Raw genomic sequence first — 16,711 nt, forward strand, 5'->3', positions numbered from 1 at the left:
TGATGTTGCTCCAGAAGCAAGAAAAAGTCCCATTTCGGCCCGGCGCGCGCAGTTGTCCCCCCTCCACACCTGCCCGCTATATAGGGCTCTTTTGACTCAAATTTGCGCCATGGCCGAAGGCGCATGAGGACTGGCGCGGCGGGGCGAAGAGGGGGCATGCGATTTGACGCATTTTGACGCACTTTGAGCGGTTTTTCGTGCTGGTGGTGTTGCGACGTGGGGGTAGTGTTGTTTTCGCGCTGCGCGGCGTCCTGGCACGGTTATGGGCTATGTATGGGCGTCTCTATTCTGAGGATCATTCATCTTCACGCCGTCGCATCATTGCCAAGTATTGCGACCTCAAGAACTCTTGATATACTGTATGTATGTACAGTATTTTACTTGGGTGTCACAATGATTGTTAAAATGTTAAAGATGCGCCTTGATGGAGTGGAGGTGCCCAAGCGAAGGTTGAATGATCGCTACCACTCGGCCCGGTCTGGCACATTGGAAGTCGTGGAAACGACAGACCAGGGCTTGCACCGTTTGGTAAAGCTGGCCCGCTTCACTTACGGGGATAGCGGCAAATACGTTGACACACTTTTCGATGTGAATTTGCTCTGGTATCGGGACGGGCGCATGGTCTTGTCAGGGTTTGAGCGCAGCAAGAAAGATATGCAATTTTGCGACTATGCGCAGTCCTGGCTGTGTTTTGTCGGGACGGAGCCGCCGCCAATGCCGGAAGGCAGGTAGAATAATTTGCATGTGCGCCGACTATACCCCCAGCCGTAGCGATCAAATCGAACAGCATTTTGCTGTCCGTTCCCCTCAATTTGACCTGCCGCCGGAAGCCTGGCCAGGCTACATGGCGCCGATCATTCGAGCGTCGCACGACGTGCCCGGTGAGCTGGAAGTCACGCCGGCATGTTTCGGGATGGTGCCCCATTGGGCCGATATGAAGCTGGCGCGCCAGACCTACAACGCCCGCACCGAAACCGTGGCGCAGAAACCATCCTTCCGCAATGCATGGAAGCGCAAACAGTTTTGCATTATTCCTGCAGATAATTTCTTTGAACCCTGCTACGAAACAGGGAAGCCGGTCCGCTGGCGCATCGAGCGCGCCGATGGCATGCCGGCCGCCATCGCCGGGATATGGGAATTCCGGCCGCAAGACTTCCTGCTGTCGTTCTCGATGCTGACGATAAACGCCGATGGCCACCCGCTCATGCAGCGTTTCCACAAGCCGGACGATGAAAAGCGGATGGTGATGATCCTCGACCCGGACCAGTATCACGGCTGGCTCGATGGTTCCCTTGTGAGCCAAGAGGATTTGTTCCAGCAGTATCCAGCAGAACGCCTAATAGCTGTAGCTGATCCGCTTCCGCCGCGTGTGAAAAAATGAACACGCGCTGGGCGCTTGCGAGCTAGGGGCCGGTCAGACAATCGGACAAAAGCTTAACAGCTTTGTGCTTCAACGCAGTGCAAATTTCACCACGCCAGTTCTATAAAAGCAGAGGTCGTGTCCAAATGTCAGTCTTGATTGCCGCTCTGGACTACGGCTCTGGCTGTGCAGTGTGCAACATTCGATCTGGCCTCAAAATCAGCGAAGCCGCCAGGTTCACAGGTTGACCAAGCTATGTTGTTTCTCCTTTCGGCGCGCCTTAAAACCACCCTTACCGCCACGGACATGTCAATGTTATGGCGACGCATGTAGAGGATGGCATGTAGAGATCCTAATCGTTCTTCCATATCGATGGCTGAATTGACGATCGACTCGGAAAGAGCGTCAATTCTGCGTTCGTTCGCGGGGTCTGGGGATAAAAAAACAATATTCATTTTTTCATCTCTCGCTTTATATCTAGAAGTACTAACATCACGAGAAACTGACGTTAGAGAGTCGGTTGAGACTCCTTCGGCCAGGAAGTGGATTTGCCATCTTATGGCACAAGTGCAACCACTCCGCCTGTTTCTATGAGCTGACATGCTAACGCAGAAGCTTCGATCCGTGCCGCATGCTCCGATTTAAATACACTTGGCGTTGGGATTTCAACAATAGGGGAATACTGAATCCCTGCATGAGCGGTTAAGAGGACCATGCCCTGATACATGCCGTTCACTTTCCTGTAGGCAACTATCTGGTACTCATAGTCACCATGTTGCAATTTTTGGTCATTTCCCATTTACGCCTCCGCTATGAAAGATGTTGGGTAGTCAATTTCGAATTTGTATTTTAGAGCATTTTTTGAAATTGAAAAGCGCACTACAGTCAGCAACTAATATGCGTTTTGGTCCAGTGGAAACCAATGACATTATTTCATTTTTTGCATGTTTTTCTGAAAGTTATGTATAATCTCAATCAGGCAATCTTATCCTCAGTCCTCACCCCTGACTGTTCAAAATTTCAGCCGCCTTGAACTTGCCGGCTCAATATGTGTCCTTACATTTGGATGCATCAGAACGAACGGCAGGTGCTGTATGGCAAACCAACTCTACCCCTTGCGAATCATGATTGTTGATGACAATCGTGATGCCGCCGATCTTGTCGCGGAATTTCTTGTGATGTGTGGCCATGAGGCTGTCCCGGTATATGGCGGCGCCGAGGCACTGCAGACGGCCGATAGTTTTATCCCTGATGTGGTCTTCCTTGATTTGGGAATGCCTGGTGTGAACGGCTTGGAGGTCGCCTCCACCCTCCGGCAGGCGTCTCGCTTCCAGCACATCAAAATGATTGCCCTTACTGCGTGGAGTGATGACGTCACTCGGATGCAGACTAAGGCCGTGGGTTTCGATCATCATTTGGTCAAGCCGGCAGACTTGGACGACATACTCGGACTGTTGAGTGTCGGCGCTTGAGCGTCGGAATCGTCTGGCCTGGTAACATCGAATTGACTCTTTGCTCACTAAGTCAGCGAATGAACTTACTTCGCCGCCCCGCTGACATGGGATAGCGAAGGCGAGCGTTGTTTCTTATGTGCGTGGTGAGGTATTGTTAACGTGCCGATGCCAGATCAGGGTACGAGGCGTGTACACAGAAAAAAAGGCTGTCATTTTGTTGTCATTCCCAGGCTAAAACAGCCCAAAAACAACCCAAATAATGGCAGCCTTCTTCTTGCTAACTACTTGATTCTAAAGAATTCAGTGGTGGAGACGGCGGGAATCGAACCCGCGTCCGCAAGCACTCCACAGACAGTTCTACATACTTAGCACTATCATTTAATTTAACTCAGCCAGCACGGATGTGCACGTTATGGGCAAGCGAGTTACCTATTATTTAGTCGGACGCTAAGTAACCCAGCATACGACGAGTCCCTGTAAATGACTCTAGAGCTTTTGACGGCCCACCCCAGGGACGAGGTGTTCTAGAGCTAACAGCGATTAAGCTGCCAGTGCGTACGAGTTATCGTTTGCAGTTAAGTTTTTTCAGGTTGTATTTACGAGGTAGCCCGCCCTCGGTATGCCCTGCGCTGCTTTGCAACCCACGTCGAAACCAGGTCGTCCCCACAGAACCTTCATTGTAGCGCAATCTGCCCACTCTTGCATGCTGCATTCGCGGTAAGGAACGAGGTATCCTCGAATCGCTTGAGCCAGACGAATTGGAGGGGCTTGTGCCGGCAGGCTGCAAGCCGCGCATCCGCAAGCACTCCACAGGCAGTTGTATCACCCTACAGGCAAGTGCTGGGGTCAGACCCGGCGGGTCTGACCCCGGATTTTTGTTGCTGGTCGAAACAGGTGTTTGTAGCGTGCGTGAGTTTTCAGAAGTAAGCCATCAAGCCGCCAACTGCCGCTCCTGCGCCGCCTTCACCACCCCGGTGACCAGCTCGAGCAAGGCCTGCGGCGTATCAAGCAAATGGTCCGCGTTCCAATGTTGCGGCTCGACGGGGCCGCAGTAGCCCCAGGCGCAGGCGACCGTGCGCATGCCGGCTGCGCGGCCGGCCTGGATGTCGCGCAGGTCGTCGCCTACGTACCAGCAGTCTTCGGGCGCCAGGTCCAGGCGGCGGGCCGCTTCCAGCAGGGGGGCGGGGTGCGGTTTCGGGTGCGGCATGGTGTCGCCCGAGATTACGCAGCCGGCGGCGCCCAGGCCGATCTGGCCGACCAGCGGGTCGGTGAAGCGGGCGGCTTTGTTGGTGACCACGCCCCAGGCCAGGCCCAGAGCTTGCAGGCCTTCCAGCATGGCGGGGATGCCGTCGAACAAGCGGCTTTCCACGGCCAGGGCCGCTTCGTAATTGTTCAGGAAGCCGTCTTTCAGGGCTTCGTAGCCGCTTTCGCCAGGAGCTATCCCATACGACGCGCCTATCATGCCGCGCGCGCCGGCCGAGGCCGTGGGGCGCAGGATGTCATACGGGGTCGGTGCCAGGCCGGCGCGTGCGCGCAGCAGGTTGATGGCCGCCGCCAGGTCGGGCGCGGTGTCGGCCAGGGTGCCGTCGAGGTCGAACAGAATGGCGCGCGGGGCTGGCAGATGGTCAGTGATCATGGCGGGCAAAGTGTGTCAAGTGAGAATGAAAAATGGCGGCCGCAGCCGCCCTGTATTGTGCGTGATGGTTACAGCGGCCGGGTGCAGGCCACCAGGTAATTGACGCTGGTATCGCTATTAAGTGAGTAAATCTTGGTCAGCGGATTGTAGCCCATGCCGCGCATGCTGTTGACGTCCAGGCCGGCGCTGCGCAGGTATTGCGACAGCTCGGCCGGGGTGATGAATTTGTCATAGTCGTGCGTGCCTTTCGGCAACAGACGCAGCAGGTATTCGGCGCCCAGGATGGCGAACAGGTACGCTTTCGGGTTGCGGTTCAGGGTCGACAGGAAGACGTGGCCGCCCGGCTTCACCAAGGTGGCGCAAGCCTTGACGATGGCGGCGGGGTCTGGCACGTGCTCGAGCATTTCCATGCACGTCACGACGTCGTACTGGCCCGGCTCTTCCTCGGCCATGGCTTCGGCGGCGATCAGCTTGTAGCGGACCTTGGCGCCCGATTCCAGGCTGTGCAGGTCGGCCACTTTCAAGGCCTTGTCGGACAGGTCGATGCCCGTCACGTCGGCGCCCTTGCGGGCCATCGATTCGGCCAGGATGCCGCCGCCGCAGCCGATGTCGATCACGCGCTTGCCGGCCAGCGGCACTTTCGCGTTGATCCATTCCAGGCGCAGGGGATTAATTTCGTGCAGGGGACGAAACTCGGAAGTGGGGTCCCACCAGCGGTGGGCCAGCTCACTGAATTTTTGGATTTCGAGAGGGTCGGCGTTCATAGGTCGAATAATAGCGGCAATTTTACAATCGGGCAGCCACGGACGAAAAAAAACCCCGCCGTAGCGGGGTTTTTCATGCTGTTCTTGACCTGCGCGATGACTTGCGCAAGTCGAGAGGGCTCAGCTATTACTTGTTGCGGGTACCAACAACTTCGATTTCCACGCGACGGTTTTTCGCACGGCCTTCGGCAGTTTTGTTGTCAGCAACAGGTTGTTTCTCGCCTTTGCCTTCGGTGTACACGCGGTTGCTTTCAACGCCTTTGTTGACCAGGTAGGCTTTGACAGCATCAGCACGACGTACCGACAGTTTTTGGTTGTAAGCATCGGTGCCGACGGAGTCGGTGTGACCCACAGCGATGATGACTTCCAGGTTGATGCCACCCAGTTGTGCGGCCAGCTCGTCCAGCTTGGCTTTGCCTTCTGGCTTCAGCGTAGCTTTGTCGAAATCGAAGAATGCATCAGCGGCGAAGCTGACTTTTTCCGAGGTAGGAGCAACGACGACTGGCACTGGTACGACAGGTGCTGGTGCTGGAGCAGGTACGACTGGTGCTGGAGGAGCCACGCATTTGCCGTCTTGCAGGGTTTCTGGCTCTACGCACAGTGGCACGTCGCAACCTGGCACCGCGTCAGCAGGTGTCCAGTAGCCGGTACGCCAGCACAGACCGAATGGGTCACGCACGATGACGCCGCGAGCATCTTGCACATAAGCGCTTTTTGGGCTTGGTGCTTTGATGTCAGTGGTAACTGGCGCGAATGGTGGGGAGGTTGGGGTTTGGGCCGAAGCCGAGCCAGCAATCACTGCGGATGCAGCGAAAAACAGCGTTACAAATTTATTCATTCTTTTTTCCTTTCGGGGGGTGATATCCGCAGAACAACACTGCGCTACTGGTGCTACGTGCCAAGATTTTATCATGTAGACCATATGCGCTCGTTTCAGATTGCGAAACTAGCAATTAACTTCTCAGTCATTTTGCCACACGCATCAGGGGCACACGACCGTGGTTAAATCAAAGCTTGCCCGATTTTAGACCGTGCGTTGTTTTTGCGCAACGAAAATGCCCATTTGTAACGCGTCTGTAACATTTGATCGCTTTTTTTGCCTCTTTTAAGGGCAGGTGTCTTGAACTGGTATTGCCATTGTGCATTATCGACAGGTCAACATGCGCGGCCCCGGTGCAAACTGCCAATCTTGTTGGTATGGCCAATTTGTACAGGTAGCTGAGCGCGCATGCTAAAATCGTGCGCTTGACTGTCAAGAGCGTCGAGCAAATGCCCACGGCGGCACTGCATGGCCAGGACGTACCCCCGCGGTACCCGTACTGGCCGTGCCGCCAGCCCGCCGATTTGTTTTGCGCTCTGCGACATGGAAGCCGGGCCCCGCCAGCAGCGCGCGGCGCGGCGTCCACGACGACAGCCACCCAGGATATGCAGTATTGCGTCATACATTGCGTAACAGATAAGTTAACCACAGCCTGAGATCAGTCGAACCGCCAATGGATCAATTCGCAAAAGAAACAATTCCTATTTCCCTCGAAGAAGAGATGCGCAAGAGCTACCTCGATTACGCCATGAGCGTGATCGTCGGTCGCGCCTTGCCCGATGCGCGTGACGGCTTGAAGCCTGTGCACCGCCGCGTCTTGTTCGCGATGCATGAAATGAATAACGTGTGGAACCGCCCTTACGTCAAGTGCGCCCGCGTGGTCGGCGAAACCATGGGTAAGTACCATCCCCACGGCGATGCCTCGATCTATGACACCCTGGTGCGCATGGCGCAGGATTTTTCGTTGCGCTACATGCTCGTCGATGGTCAGGGCAACTTCGGTTCCGTCGACGGCGATGGCGCCGCGGCGATGCGTTACACCGAGTGCCGCCTGGACAAGATCGCCAGCGAGCTGCTGGCCGACATCGACAAGGACACCGTCGACTTCCAGCCCAACTACGATGGCAAGGAAAAGGAACCGACGGTCTTGCCGACGCGTATTCCCAACCTGCTGATCAATGGCTCGTCCGGTATTGCCGTCGGCATGGCGACGAACATTCCGCCACACAACATCACCGAAGTCATCGACGGCGCGCTGCACGTGCTGCGCAACCCCGATTGCACGATCGACGAATTGATCGAGCTGATCCCGGCGCCGGACTTCCCGACGGCCGGCATCATCTATGGCGTATCCGGCGTGCGCGACGGCTACCGCACGGGCCGTGGCCGCGTCGTCATGCGCGCCAAGACCCACTTCGAAGAATACGGCAAGGATGGCGGCCGCATCGCCATCATCGTCGACGAGCTGCCATTCCAGGTCAACAAGAAATCCTTGCTGGAACGCATCGCTGAAAACGTGCGCGACAAGAAGCTCGACGGCATTTCCGACATCCGCGACGAGTCCGACAAGTCGGGCATGCGCGTGGTGATCGAGCTGAAACGGGGCGAAGTGCCGGAAGTGGTGCTGAACAATCTGTACAAGCAGACCCAGTTGCAAGACACTTTCGGCATGAACATGGTGGCCCTGGTCGATGGCCAGCCCAAGCTGCTGAACCTCAAGCAGATGCTGCAATGCTTCCTGTCGCACCGCCGCGAAGTGGTCACGCGCCGCACCGTGTTCGAACTGCGCAAGGCGCGCGAACGCGGCCACGTGCTCGAAGGCCTGGCTGTCGCGCTGGCCAACATCGATGACTTCATCGCCATCATCAAGGCCGCGCCGACGCCGCCGATCGCCAAGGTCGAGCTGATGGCCAAGGCCTGGGATTCGTCCGTCGTGCGCGAAATGCTGGCCCGTACGGGCGACGGCACGACGCCGGGCGGCGTGGACGCCTACCGTCCGGAAAACCTGCCGAAGCACTACGGCATGCAGACCGATGGCCTGTACAAGCTGTCGGACGACCAGGCACAGGAAATTCTGCAGATGCGCCTGCAGCGCCTGACCGGCCTGGAGCAGGACAAGATCGTCAACGAATACAAGGAAGTCATGGCGCACATCGCCGACTTGCTCGACATCCTGGCCAAGCCGGAACGCGTCACCATCATCATCACCGATGAAATGACGGCGGCGAAGAACGAATACGGCGTCGGCAACAAGGACGTGCGCCGCTCGCAGATCGAACTGAACGCGACCGACCTGGAAACGGAAGACCTGATCACGCCGCAGGACATGGTCGTGACCCTGTCGCACACCGGCTACATGAAGGCGCAGCCGATCACCGAATACCGCGCGCAGAAGCGCGGCGGCCGCGGCAAGCAGGCGATGGCGACGAAAGAGGAAGACTGGATCGACCAGCTGTTCATCGCCAACACGCACGACTACATCCTGTGCTTCTCGGACCGTGGCCGCATGTACTGGCTGAAGGTGTGGGAAGTGCCGCAAGGCTCGCGCAATTCGCGCGGCAAGCCGATCGTCAACATGTTCCCGCTGCAGGACAACGAAAAGATCACCGTGATCCTGCCGCTGTCGGGCGAGAACCGCACGTTCCCGGAAGACCATTATGTCTTCATGTCGACCAGCCTGGGCACCGTGAAAAAGACGCCGCTGAAGGACTTCAGCAATCCACGCAAGGCCGGCATCATCGCGGTCGACCTGGACGACGGCGACTTCCTGATCGGCGCGGCGCTGACCGATGGCCAGCACGACGTGATGCTGTTCTCCGATTCGGGCAAGGCAGTGCGCTTCGACGAAAACGACGTGCGTCCTATGGGCCGTACGGCGCGCGGCGTGCGCGGCATGAACCTGGAAGAAGGCCAGCACGTGATCGCCCTGCTGGTGGCCGAGAACGAGCAGCAGTCGGTGCTGACGGCCACGGAAAACGGCTACGGCAAGCGTACGCCGATCACCGAGTACACGCGCCATGGCCGTGGCACGAAAGGCATGATCGCCATCCAGACCAGCGAGCGCAACGGTAAAGTGGTTGCCGCGACCCTGGTCGATACCAGCGATGAAATCATGCTGATCACCACCGGCGGCGTCCTGATCCGCACCCGCGTGTCGGAAATCCGCGAGATGGGCCGCGCGACGCAGGGCGTGACCCTGATCGCCGTGGAAGACGGCACCAAGCTGTCCGGCCTGCAGCGCGTCGTGGAAACGGATATCGACGAAGTCGAGCTGACGACGGAGGCGGGTGCGGAAGCCGCCGCTGCGCCGGCAGCGGCTGAACCGGCCGATCCGGCAGATCCGGCCCAGCCGGAGTAAGATGATTGGGGCTCTTTCGGGAGCCCCAATTGCTATTGGCGTGCCATGTGCGCCGCCAGCAGCGTTTCGTAGGTCGGCTTAGCCCGTCGGGCGTAAGCCGACATGCATCGCCGGCAATGTCTATTTACAAGTCACTCAACATCCCGCATGCCATGAGAAAAATCGTCGCCACCTTCTTCGCCGCGTTTTCGCTGGCCTTTCTTGCGACCTTGCCGGCCCTGGCCCAGAGCACGCAAGCCACGCCCGCCCGCCAGGCGGCGCCCAGCCCCGCCATGAAGGTCGCCGTGCGGCGCATGCTCGATGCGATGCAGTTCCCTCAGCTCACGCGCAATATCTTCGACCAGATGCTGCAATCGGTGCCCGCCATGATCCGCCAGTCGGCGCAGCAGCAAATCAGCGGCAACCCGAACCTGGACGAGCAGCGCAAGGCACGCGCGCTGGCCAGCGCCGAGGAAGAAATCCCCCTGGCCATCGGCACCCTGACGCAGGTACTGGCCGACCCGACCCTGATCGACGAGCTGGCCGCCGAAATGGTGCCCCTGTATGCGCGCTTTTACACGGTGCAGGAAGTCGAGCAGCTGACGGCCTTCTACAAGACGCCGCTGGGCCGCAAGATGCTGTCCACCATGCCGCAGCTGTCCGCCGAATCGCTGGCCATCAGCCAGCGCGTGCTGATACCCCGCGTGAATGCCGTGCTTGACCAGGTCATGCGGGCGGCCACGCAGTCGCCCCAATAACTCCACTTTTCCAAGGACCGTATCGTGACTCACATCTATAATTTTTCCGCCGGCCCGGCCGTCCTGCCCAAGGAAGTGCTGGCGCAAGCGGCTGCCGAGATGCAGGACTGGCATGGCAGCGGCATGTCGGTGATGGAAATGAGCCACCGTGGTCCCGAATTCATCTCCATCTACAAGCAGGCCGTGACCGACCTGCGCGAGCTGCTGGCCGTGCCCGAGAATTACAAGATCCTGTTCCTGCAGGGCGGCGGCCTGGGCGAGAACGCCATCATCCCCATGAACCTGGCGGGCCTGGCGGCGCAGCAGCCGGCCACCGTCGACTTCGTGCACACGGGTTCGTGGTCCGGCAAGTCGATCCAGGAAGCGGCCAAGTATGCCAACGTCAACGTGGCCGCCTCGTCCAAGGCCGCACGTTTCACTGGCGTGCCGCCCGTCTCCGAATGGAAGCTGACGCCGGGCGCCGCCTACCTGCACATCTGCACCAATGAAACCATCGACGGCGTGGAATTCCAGCAGGCGCCGAACGTGCCGGCAGGCACCACCATCGTGGCCGACATGTCCTCGCACATCCTGTCGCGCGTGATCGACGTGTCGCAATACGGCGTGATCTTCGGCGGCGCACAGAAAAATATCGGCCCGGCCGGCCTGACCCTCGTCATCGTGCGCGAAGACTTGCTGGGCAAGGCGCTGCCGATCTGCCCGTCGGCTTTCGACTGGACCATCGTGGCCGAACATGAGTCGATGTACAACACGCCGCCCACCTACGGCATCTATATCGCCGGCCTGGTTTTCCAGTGGCTCAAACGCCAGGGTGGCGTGGCAGCCATGGAACAGCGTAATATTGAGAAAGCGGCGCTGCTGTACGCGGCGCTCGATGCGGACGACTTCTACCAGAACCGGGTCGAGCCCGCATACCGCTCGCGCATGACCATCCCGTTCTACCTGCGCGATGAAAGTCTGAACGACGCATTCCTGGCCGGCGCCAAGCAGCGCGGCCTGCTGCAGCTGAAGGGCCACAAGTCCGTCGGCGGCATGCGTGCATCGATCTATAACGCGATGCCGATCGAGGGCGTGCAAGCCTTAGTGAATTATCTGAACGAGTTTGCCGGACGCTGAGTCGCCTAGACGACCGCGCCGGCCCGCCGCCGGCGCAGGCCGTGCGGCCATGATTGAAGTACAGCTGACGAAACAAACCACCATGACCGATAAATTGAAACCGCTGCGCGAACAGATCGATGCCATCGACGCGCAAATCCTCGAACTGCTGAACCGCCGCGCGCAAATCGCCCAGCAGGTGGGCCACGTGAAGGCCGAGACGCAGGCGCCCGTGTTCCGTCCCGAGCGCGAAGCGCAGGTGCTGCGCGGCGTGGCCGAGCGCAATCCCGGCCCCATGGGCGACCGCGAAGTGCAGACGATCTTCCGCGAAATCATGTCGTCCTGCCGCTCGCTGGAAAAAAGGGTGACCGTGGCGTATCTGGGCCCGGCCGGCACCTTCAGCGAGCAGGCCGTGTACCAGCAGTTCGGCAGCGCCGTCGAAGGCTTGCCGTGTGCGTCCATCGATGAAGTGTTCCGTGCCGCCGAAGCGGGCACGGCGGACTTCGGCGTCGTGCCGATCGAAAATTCCTCGGAAGGCGCCGTCAACCGCACTCTGGACATGATGCTGCAGACCAGCCTCATCATCAGCGGCGAGGTGGCCATTGCCGTGCACCACAGCCTGATGACGAAGAGCGGCAACATGGATGGCGTCACGTCCATCTGCGCCCATTCGCAGGCGCTGGCGCAGTGCCAGGTGTGGCTGAACCAGCATTATCCGAACGTCGCCCGCCACGCCGTGGCCTCGAACGCCGAGGCGGCCCGCATGGCCGGCGAAGATGGCACGGTGGCGGCGATTGCCAGCGAACTGGCCGGCGCGCAGTACAAGCTGGGCGTGGTCAAGGGCCATATCCAGGACGACCCGCACAACCGCACGCGCTTTGCCGTCGTGGGTACCTTGCAGACGGCGCCGTCGGGCAAGGACCAGACCTCGCTGGTGCTGGCCGTGCCGAACAAGGCGGGCGCCGTGTACCAGTTGCTGGCGCCCCTGGCCAAGCACGGCGTGTCGATGACGCGCTTCGAGTCGCGCCCGGCGCGCATGGGCAGCTGGGAGTATTATTTCTACGTCGACGTGGAGGGCCACGTGCACGACGCCGCCGTCGCCCAGGCGCTGGCCGAGCTGCAGAGCAATGCGGCGTTTTTCAAGGTGCTGGGGTCGTATCCGGTCAGTTTGTAACCCGGTAAAGGCCGGGGTCGGACCCTCAGGGTCCGACCCCAGTCATTGCTTTGGGGGTTCACCAATCATTCACCAACTTTTAAAGAACACCATGTCTAAAAATATCGGTCCAGAATACGTCCGCGCCATCGCCCCTTACCAGAGCGGCAAGCCGATCGCGGAAGTCGCGCGCGAATTCGGCCTCGACGAGGCAGCCATCGTCAAGCTGGCGTCGAATGAAAATCCGTACGGCATGCCGGAATCGGCGAAGCAGGCGATGATCGCCGCCATCGATGACCTGGGCCGCTATCCGGACGCCAATGGCTTCGACCTGAAAGCCGTGCTGTCGAAGCGCTACGACGTGCCGGCCGACTGGATCACCCTGGGCAACGGCAGCAACGACATCCTGGAAATCGCCGCGCACGCGTTCGTGCAGCATGGCCAATCCGTCGTCTACTCGCAGTATTCGTTCGCCGTGTACGCGCTGGCCACGCAAGGCCTGGGCGCGCGCCACATCGTCGTGGCGGCGCAAGCCTACGGCCATGACCTCGATGCCATGGCGGCGGCGATCGCCGACGACACGCGTCTGGTCTTCATCGCCAATCCGAACAACCCGACCGGCACCTTCCTGACGGCCGCGCAGCTGGAAGCGTTCCTGCAAAAAGTGCCGGCGCACGTCGTCGTCGTGCTGGACGAGGCCTACAACGAATTCCTGTCGGCCGACGACCAGTACGAGTCGACGGCGTGGGTGCGCCAGTATCCGAACCTGGTGGTGTCGCGCACCCTGTCGAAGGCCTACGGCCTGGCCGGCCTGCGCATCGGTTTCGCCATCGCCCAGCCGGCGCTGACGGACTTGATGAACCGCATCCGCCAGCCATTCAACGTCAACTCGCTGGCGCAGGCCGCCGCAATTGCCGCCTTGAACGACAAGGCCTTCCTCGAGCAAAGCGCGCGCAACAACGCGGCCGGCTACCAGCAGTTCACGCAAGCGTTTGCGCAGCTGGGCCTGGAATACGTGCCATCGCACGGCAATTTCGTGCTGGTCAAGGTGGGCGATGACGATGAAGCTGGCGCGCGCGTGAACCTGGCGCTGCTGAAACAGGGCGTCATCGTGCGTCCCGTGGGCAGCTATGGCTTGCCGCAATGGCTGCGCATTTCCATCGGCCTGCCGCAGGAAAACGCCATCTTCATCGCCGCGCTGACGAAAGCGCTGGCCTGACGCTATGACGACGCCTGCACTGAAAAAAATCGTCATCTTCGGCGTGGGCCTGATCGGGGGCTCGTTCGCGCGCGCCCTGAAACACGCGGGCGCGGTGACCAAGGTGGTCGGCATGGGCCGTTCGCCGGCGTCGATGGCGCGCGCGCTCGAACTGGGCATCATCGACGAGATCGGCGGCGACATGGCCGATGCCTTGCATGGCGCCGACCTGGTGCTGCTGGCCGCGCCCGTGGCGCAAACGGGCGCCATCCTGGCATCCATCGCGCCGCACCTGCAGCCTGCTACTGTCGTCACCGATGCGGGCAGCACGAAAAGCGACGTGGTGGCGGCCGCGCGCGCGGCGCTCGGCGGAAAAGTCGGACAATTCGTGCCGGGCCACCCGATCGCGGGGCGCGAGACGAACGGTCCCGACGCCGCCATCATCGACCTGTATCAAGGCAAGAAAGTGGTGCTCACGCCGCTGGCGGAAAACGCCGCGGACGACGTGGAGCGGGTGGCGGCCGCCTGGCGCGCCTGCGGCGCCATCCTGCATACATTGAGCCCCGAAGAACATGACAAGGTGTTTGCCGCCGTCAGCCATCTGCCGCATCTGCTGGCCTTTGCGCTGGTCGACGACATCGCCAACAAAGCGCACGCGGGCCTGCTGTTCCAATACGCGGCCAGCGGCTTTCGCGACTTTACGCGCATCGCCGGCTCATCGCCGGAAATGTGGCGCGACATCAGCCTGGCCAACCAGCCGGCGCTGCTGCACGAACTGGACGCCTACCTGGCGCAGTTGACGACCTTGCGTGCCCACCTGGCCGCGAACGACGGCGCCGCCATCGAGGGCGTGTATGCGAACGCCCAGCACGCGCGGCAGCAATGGATAGAGGCGATTGAAACGGCGGAAGTGCCGGCCGCGCCCACACGATAAATACTCAAGGATTCCAGCATGACCCAGACCAAGCACTACCCCCACCACATCGATCTGAAGCCGGTGATGCACGCCCAGGGCACGGTGCGCCTGCCCGGCTCGAAAAGCATTTCCAACCGCGTGCTGCTGCTGGCCGCGCTGGCCAAGGGCACGACGAAGATCATCGACCTGCTCGCCTCCGACGACACCTTCGTCATGCTGACGGCCTTGACGTCGCTGGGCGTCAAGTGGACGCAGGATGAATTGACGGGCGATCCGGCCACGGCCCACCAGGTGCACCACGTGGAAGGCTGCGGCGGCGTGTTCCCGCACCACGAAGCGGACCTGTTCATGGGCAATGCCGGCACGGCCATCCGTCCGCTGACGGCGGCCCTGGCCGTGATCGGCGGCGACTACACCCTGCATGGCGTGTCGCGCATGCACGAGCGCCCCATCGGCGACCTGGTCGACGCGCTGAACGCCGTCGGCACGCAGATCGAATACACGGGCGAGCAGGGCTTCCCGCCGCTGCGCATCCGCCGCGGCCACATCCACGCGCAGCGCATCGCCGTGCGCGGCAACGTGTCGAGCCAGTTCCTGACGGCGTTGCTGATGGTCGCGCCGCTGATGGCGCGCGACCATGCGGTCACCATCGACGTCACGGGCGAGCTGATTTCGAAGCCGTACATCGAGATCACCCTGAACCTGATGCGCCGTTTCGGCGTGACGGTCGAGCATGACGGCTGGCAGTCGTTCACCGTGCAGCCGGGCCAGCAATATCAAAGCCCGGGCACGATCCACGTGGAAGGCGATGCGTCGTCGGCTTCGTACTTCCTGGCGGCCGGCGCCATCGGCGGCGGTCCCGTGCGCGTGGAAGGCGTGGGACGCGACAGCATCCAGGGCGACGTGCGCTTCGTCGAAGCCTTGCAGCAGATGGGCGCGACCATCACCATGGGCGAGAACTGGATCGAGGCACGCTCGAACGGCGTCTTGACGGCCGTCGACATGGATTTCAATCACATTCCCGACGCGGCCATGACGATCGCCGTCGCCGCCCTGTACGCGGATGGCACCAGCACTTTGCGCAATATCGCCAGCTGGCGGGTGAAGGAAACGGACCGCCTGACGGCCATGGCGACGGAATTGCGCAAACTCGGTGCCGAAGTGGAAGAGGGCGCCGACTACCTGCGCGTGACGCCGCCGGCGGAAATCGCCGCCGCCACCATCGACACGTATGACGACCACCGCATGGCCATGTGCTTCTCGCTGGCCTCGCTGGACGGCGCCGCGCGCCGCGGCAACGAGATGCGCATCAACGATCCGAAATGCGTGGCCAAGACCTTCCCCGAGTATTTCGCCGCGTTCGCGGGGATTGCCAAAGACAGTCTTATTTAACCGAAGGCAAATTTGGGGTCAGACCCGCAGGGGGAATGCCTTCCAATGGAAGGCATTCCGATCCGCCAGGTCTGACCCCAGCTCTTGTTTTTGGGTTTAGTTTTTTTAAAGTGACAAAATAATGCCGACCTCCCACATCCCAGTCATCGCCATCGACGGCCCCACCGCTTCCGGCAAGGGCACGGTGGCGCACCGCGTGGCCGACAAGCTGGGCTTTCATTACCTGGACTCGGGCGCGCTGTACCGCCTGACGGCCTTGAGCGCGCTGCGCCGCGGCACGGATCTGCGCGACGAGCACGCGCTGGCCAAGCTGGCCGAACACTTGCCTTGCCACTTTGCCAATGGCGAGATCCTGCTGGCGCAGGAAAACGTCACCGAGCAGATCCGTGCCGAAGAAGTGGGCAATACGGCGTCGAAGATTGCCGTGTTGCCAACGGTGCGCCAGGCGCTGGTCAGCTTGCAGCTGGGCTTTCGCAAGACGCCTGGCCTGGTGGCCGACGGGCGCGACATGGGCACGGTGATCTTCCCGCACGCCCAGTTGAAGGTGTTCCTGACGGCCAGCGTCGAGGCGCGCGCGCAACGGCGCTACAAGCAATTGATAGACAAGGGTTTTTCTGCTAATATGGAAGACCTTCTGATGGATTTGCAGGCGCGGGACGAACGTGATACTCACCGTGCGATTGCGCCGCTGGTCCCCGCGGAAGGGGCGCATGTCCTCGATACGTCGGAAATGACGGCAGATGTTGCCGTTGAAACCGTGTTGAAATGGTATGCAGCTGCAGCAAAATAGCGTGTTGTTGTGCTATGTGGTGCCCGTTGACGGCTCCT

The 16,711-nt window shown here is 60.5% G+C and carries 15 protein-coding genes and 1 other RNA gene; 11 read left to right on the forward strand and 5 right to left on the reverse strand.

Annotation, left to right across the window (positions count from 1 at the left end):
• Positions 1 to 405 precede the first annotated feature (405 nt).
• Positions 406 to 732 carry a hypothetical protein gene (locus CLU90_RS25145; protein ID WP_100429110.1) on the forward strand — a complete coding sequence of 109 codons (327 nt, stop codon included), beginning with the start codon at positions 406 to 408 and terminating at the stop codon, positions 730 to 732.
• A gap of 10 nt (positions 733 to 742) precedes the next feature.
• On the forward strand, positions 743 to 1,381 hold the full coding sequence (locus tag CLU90_RS25150; RefSeq protein ID WP_100429111.1) for an SOS response-associated peptidase: 639 nt from the start codon (positions 743 to 745) through the stop codon (positions 1,379 to 1,381).
• A 535-nt stretch (positions 1,382 to 1,916) separates the two neighbouring features.
• Here the strand turns inward: CLU90_RS25150 and CLU90_RS29505 are convergent.
• Entirely contained in the window at positions 1,917 to 2,159 is a 243-nt protein-coding gene (locus CLU90_RS29505; RefSeq protein ID WP_139143671.1) for a hypothetical protein, read from the reverse strand.
• 295 nt (positions 2,160 to 2,454) lie between these two features.
• Between CLU90_RS29505 and CLU90_RS25155 the strand changes: the two genes are divergently transcribed.
• Positions 2,455 to 2,832 carry a response regulator gene (locus tag CLU90_RS25155; RefSeq protein WP_070219393.1) on the forward strand — a complete coding sequence of 126 codons (378 nt, stop codon included), beginning with the start codon at positions 2,455 to 2,457 and terminating at the stop codon, positions 2,830 to 2,832.
• A gap of 286 nt (positions 2,833 to 3,118) precedes the next feature.
• On the opposite strand, the gene ssrA is transcribed toward CLU90_RS25155, so the two are convergent.
• From ssrA to ompA, 4 genes are all read right to left on the reverse strand, one after another.
• Positions 3,119 to 3,479: a transfer-messenger RNA gene (gene ssrA, locus CLU90_RS25160) on the reverse strand.
• A 266-nt stretch (positions 3,480 to 3,745) separates the two neighbouring features.
• Positions 3,746 to 4,450 (reverse strand): HAD family hydrolase, encoded by a 705-nt coding sequence (locus CLU90_RS25165; RefSeq protein WP_100429566.1) that lies wholly within the window; start codon positions 4,448 to 4,450, stop codon positions 3,746 to 3,748.
• A 68-nt stretch (positions 4,451 to 4,518) separates the two neighbouring features.
• Positions 4,519 to 5,214 carry a bifunctional 2-polyprenyl-6-hydroxyphenol methylase/3-demethylubiquinol 3-O-methyltransferase UbiG gene (gene ubiG / locus CLU90_RS25170; protein ID WP_092714937.1) on the reverse strand — a complete coding sequence of 232 codons (696 nt, stop codon included), beginning with the start codon at positions 5,212 to 5,214 and terminating at the stop codon, positions 4,519 to 4,521.
• Positions 5,215 to 5,341: 127 nt separating this feature from the next.
• On the reverse strand, positions 5,342 to 6,052 hold the full coding sequence (gene ompA, locus CLU90_RS25175; RefSeq protein ID WP_046682685.1) for an outer membrane protein OmpA: 711 nt from the start codon (positions 6,050 to 6,052) through the stop codon (positions 5,342 to 5,344).
• 655 nt (positions 6,053 to 6,707) lie between these two features.
• Between ompA and gyrA the strand changes: the two genes are divergently transcribed.
• The 8 genes from gyrA to cmk all read left to right on the forward strand — a co-directional run bounded on the left by gyrA (position 6,708) and on the right by cmk (position 16,673).
• Positions 6,708 to 9,392, forward strand: coding sequence for a DNA gyrase subunit A (gene gyrA / locus CLU90_RS25180; RefSeq protein WP_092714939.1), 2,685 nt, complete (start codon positions 6,708 to 6,710; stop codon positions 9,390 to 9,392).
• Positions 9,393 to 9,544: 152 nt separating this feature from the next.
• Positions 9,545 to 10,129: a DUF2059 domain-containing protein gene (locus tag CLU90_RS25185; RefSeq protein WP_157808899.1), complete on the forward strand. Its 585-nt coding sequence runs from the start codon at positions 9,545 to 9,547 to the stop codon at positions 10,127 to 10,129.
• A gap of 24 nt (positions 10,130 to 10,153) precedes the next feature.
• Positions 10,154 to 11,245 carry a 3-phosphoserine/phosphohydroxythreonine transaminase gene (gene serC, locus CLU90_RS25190; protein ID WP_092714943.1) on the forward strand — a complete coding sequence of 364 codons (1,092 nt, stop codon included), beginning with the start codon at positions 10,154 to 10,156 and terminating at the stop codon, positions 11,243 to 11,245.
• 82 nt (positions 11,246 to 11,327) lie between these two features.
• Positions 11,328 to 12,398: a prephenate dehydratase gene (gene pheA / locus CLU90_RS25195; RefSeq protein ID WP_092715296.1), complete on the forward strand. Its 1,071-nt coding sequence runs from the start codon at positions 11,328 to 11,330 to the stop codon at positions 12,396 to 12,398.
• A 91-nt stretch (positions 12,399 to 12,489) separates the two neighbouring features.
• Positions 12,490 to 13,596, forward strand: coding sequence for a histidinol-phosphate transaminase (gene hisC, locus CLU90_RS25200; protein ID WP_100429112.1), 1,107 nt, complete (start codon positions 12,490 to 12,492; stop codon positions 13,594 to 13,596).
• Positions 13,597 to 13,600: 4 nt separating this feature from the next.
• Positions 13,601 to 14,509, forward strand: a complete 909-nt coding sequence (locus tag CLU90_RS25205; RefSeq protein WP_100429113.1) for a prephenate dehydrogenase — start codon at positions 13,601 to 13,603, stop codon at positions 14,507 to 14,509.
• 18 nt (positions 14,510 to 14,527) lie between these two features.
• On the forward strand, positions 14,528 to 15,883 hold the full coding sequence (aroA, locus tag CLU90_RS25210; RefSeq protein WP_100429114.1) for a 3-phosphoshikimate 1-carboxyvinyltransferase: 1,356 nt from the start codon (positions 14,528 to 14,530) through the stop codon (positions 15,881 to 15,883).
• A 121-nt stretch (positions 15,884 to 16,004) separates the two neighbouring features.
• Positions 16,005 to 16,673 (forward strand): (d)CMP kinase, encoded by a 669-nt coding sequence (gene cmk, locus CLU90_RS25215; RefSeq protein ID WP_046682679.1) that lies wholly within the window; start codon positions 16,005 to 16,007, stop codon positions 16,671 to 16,673.
• The last annotated feature ends 38 nt before the right edge of the window (positions 16,674 to 16,711 follow it).

Origin of the sequence: Janthinobacterium sp. 67, from assembly GCF_002797895.1 — a bacterium.
Lineage (GTDB): Bacteria > Pseudomonadota > Gammaproteobacteria > Burkholderiales > Burkholderiaceae_D > Janthinobacterium.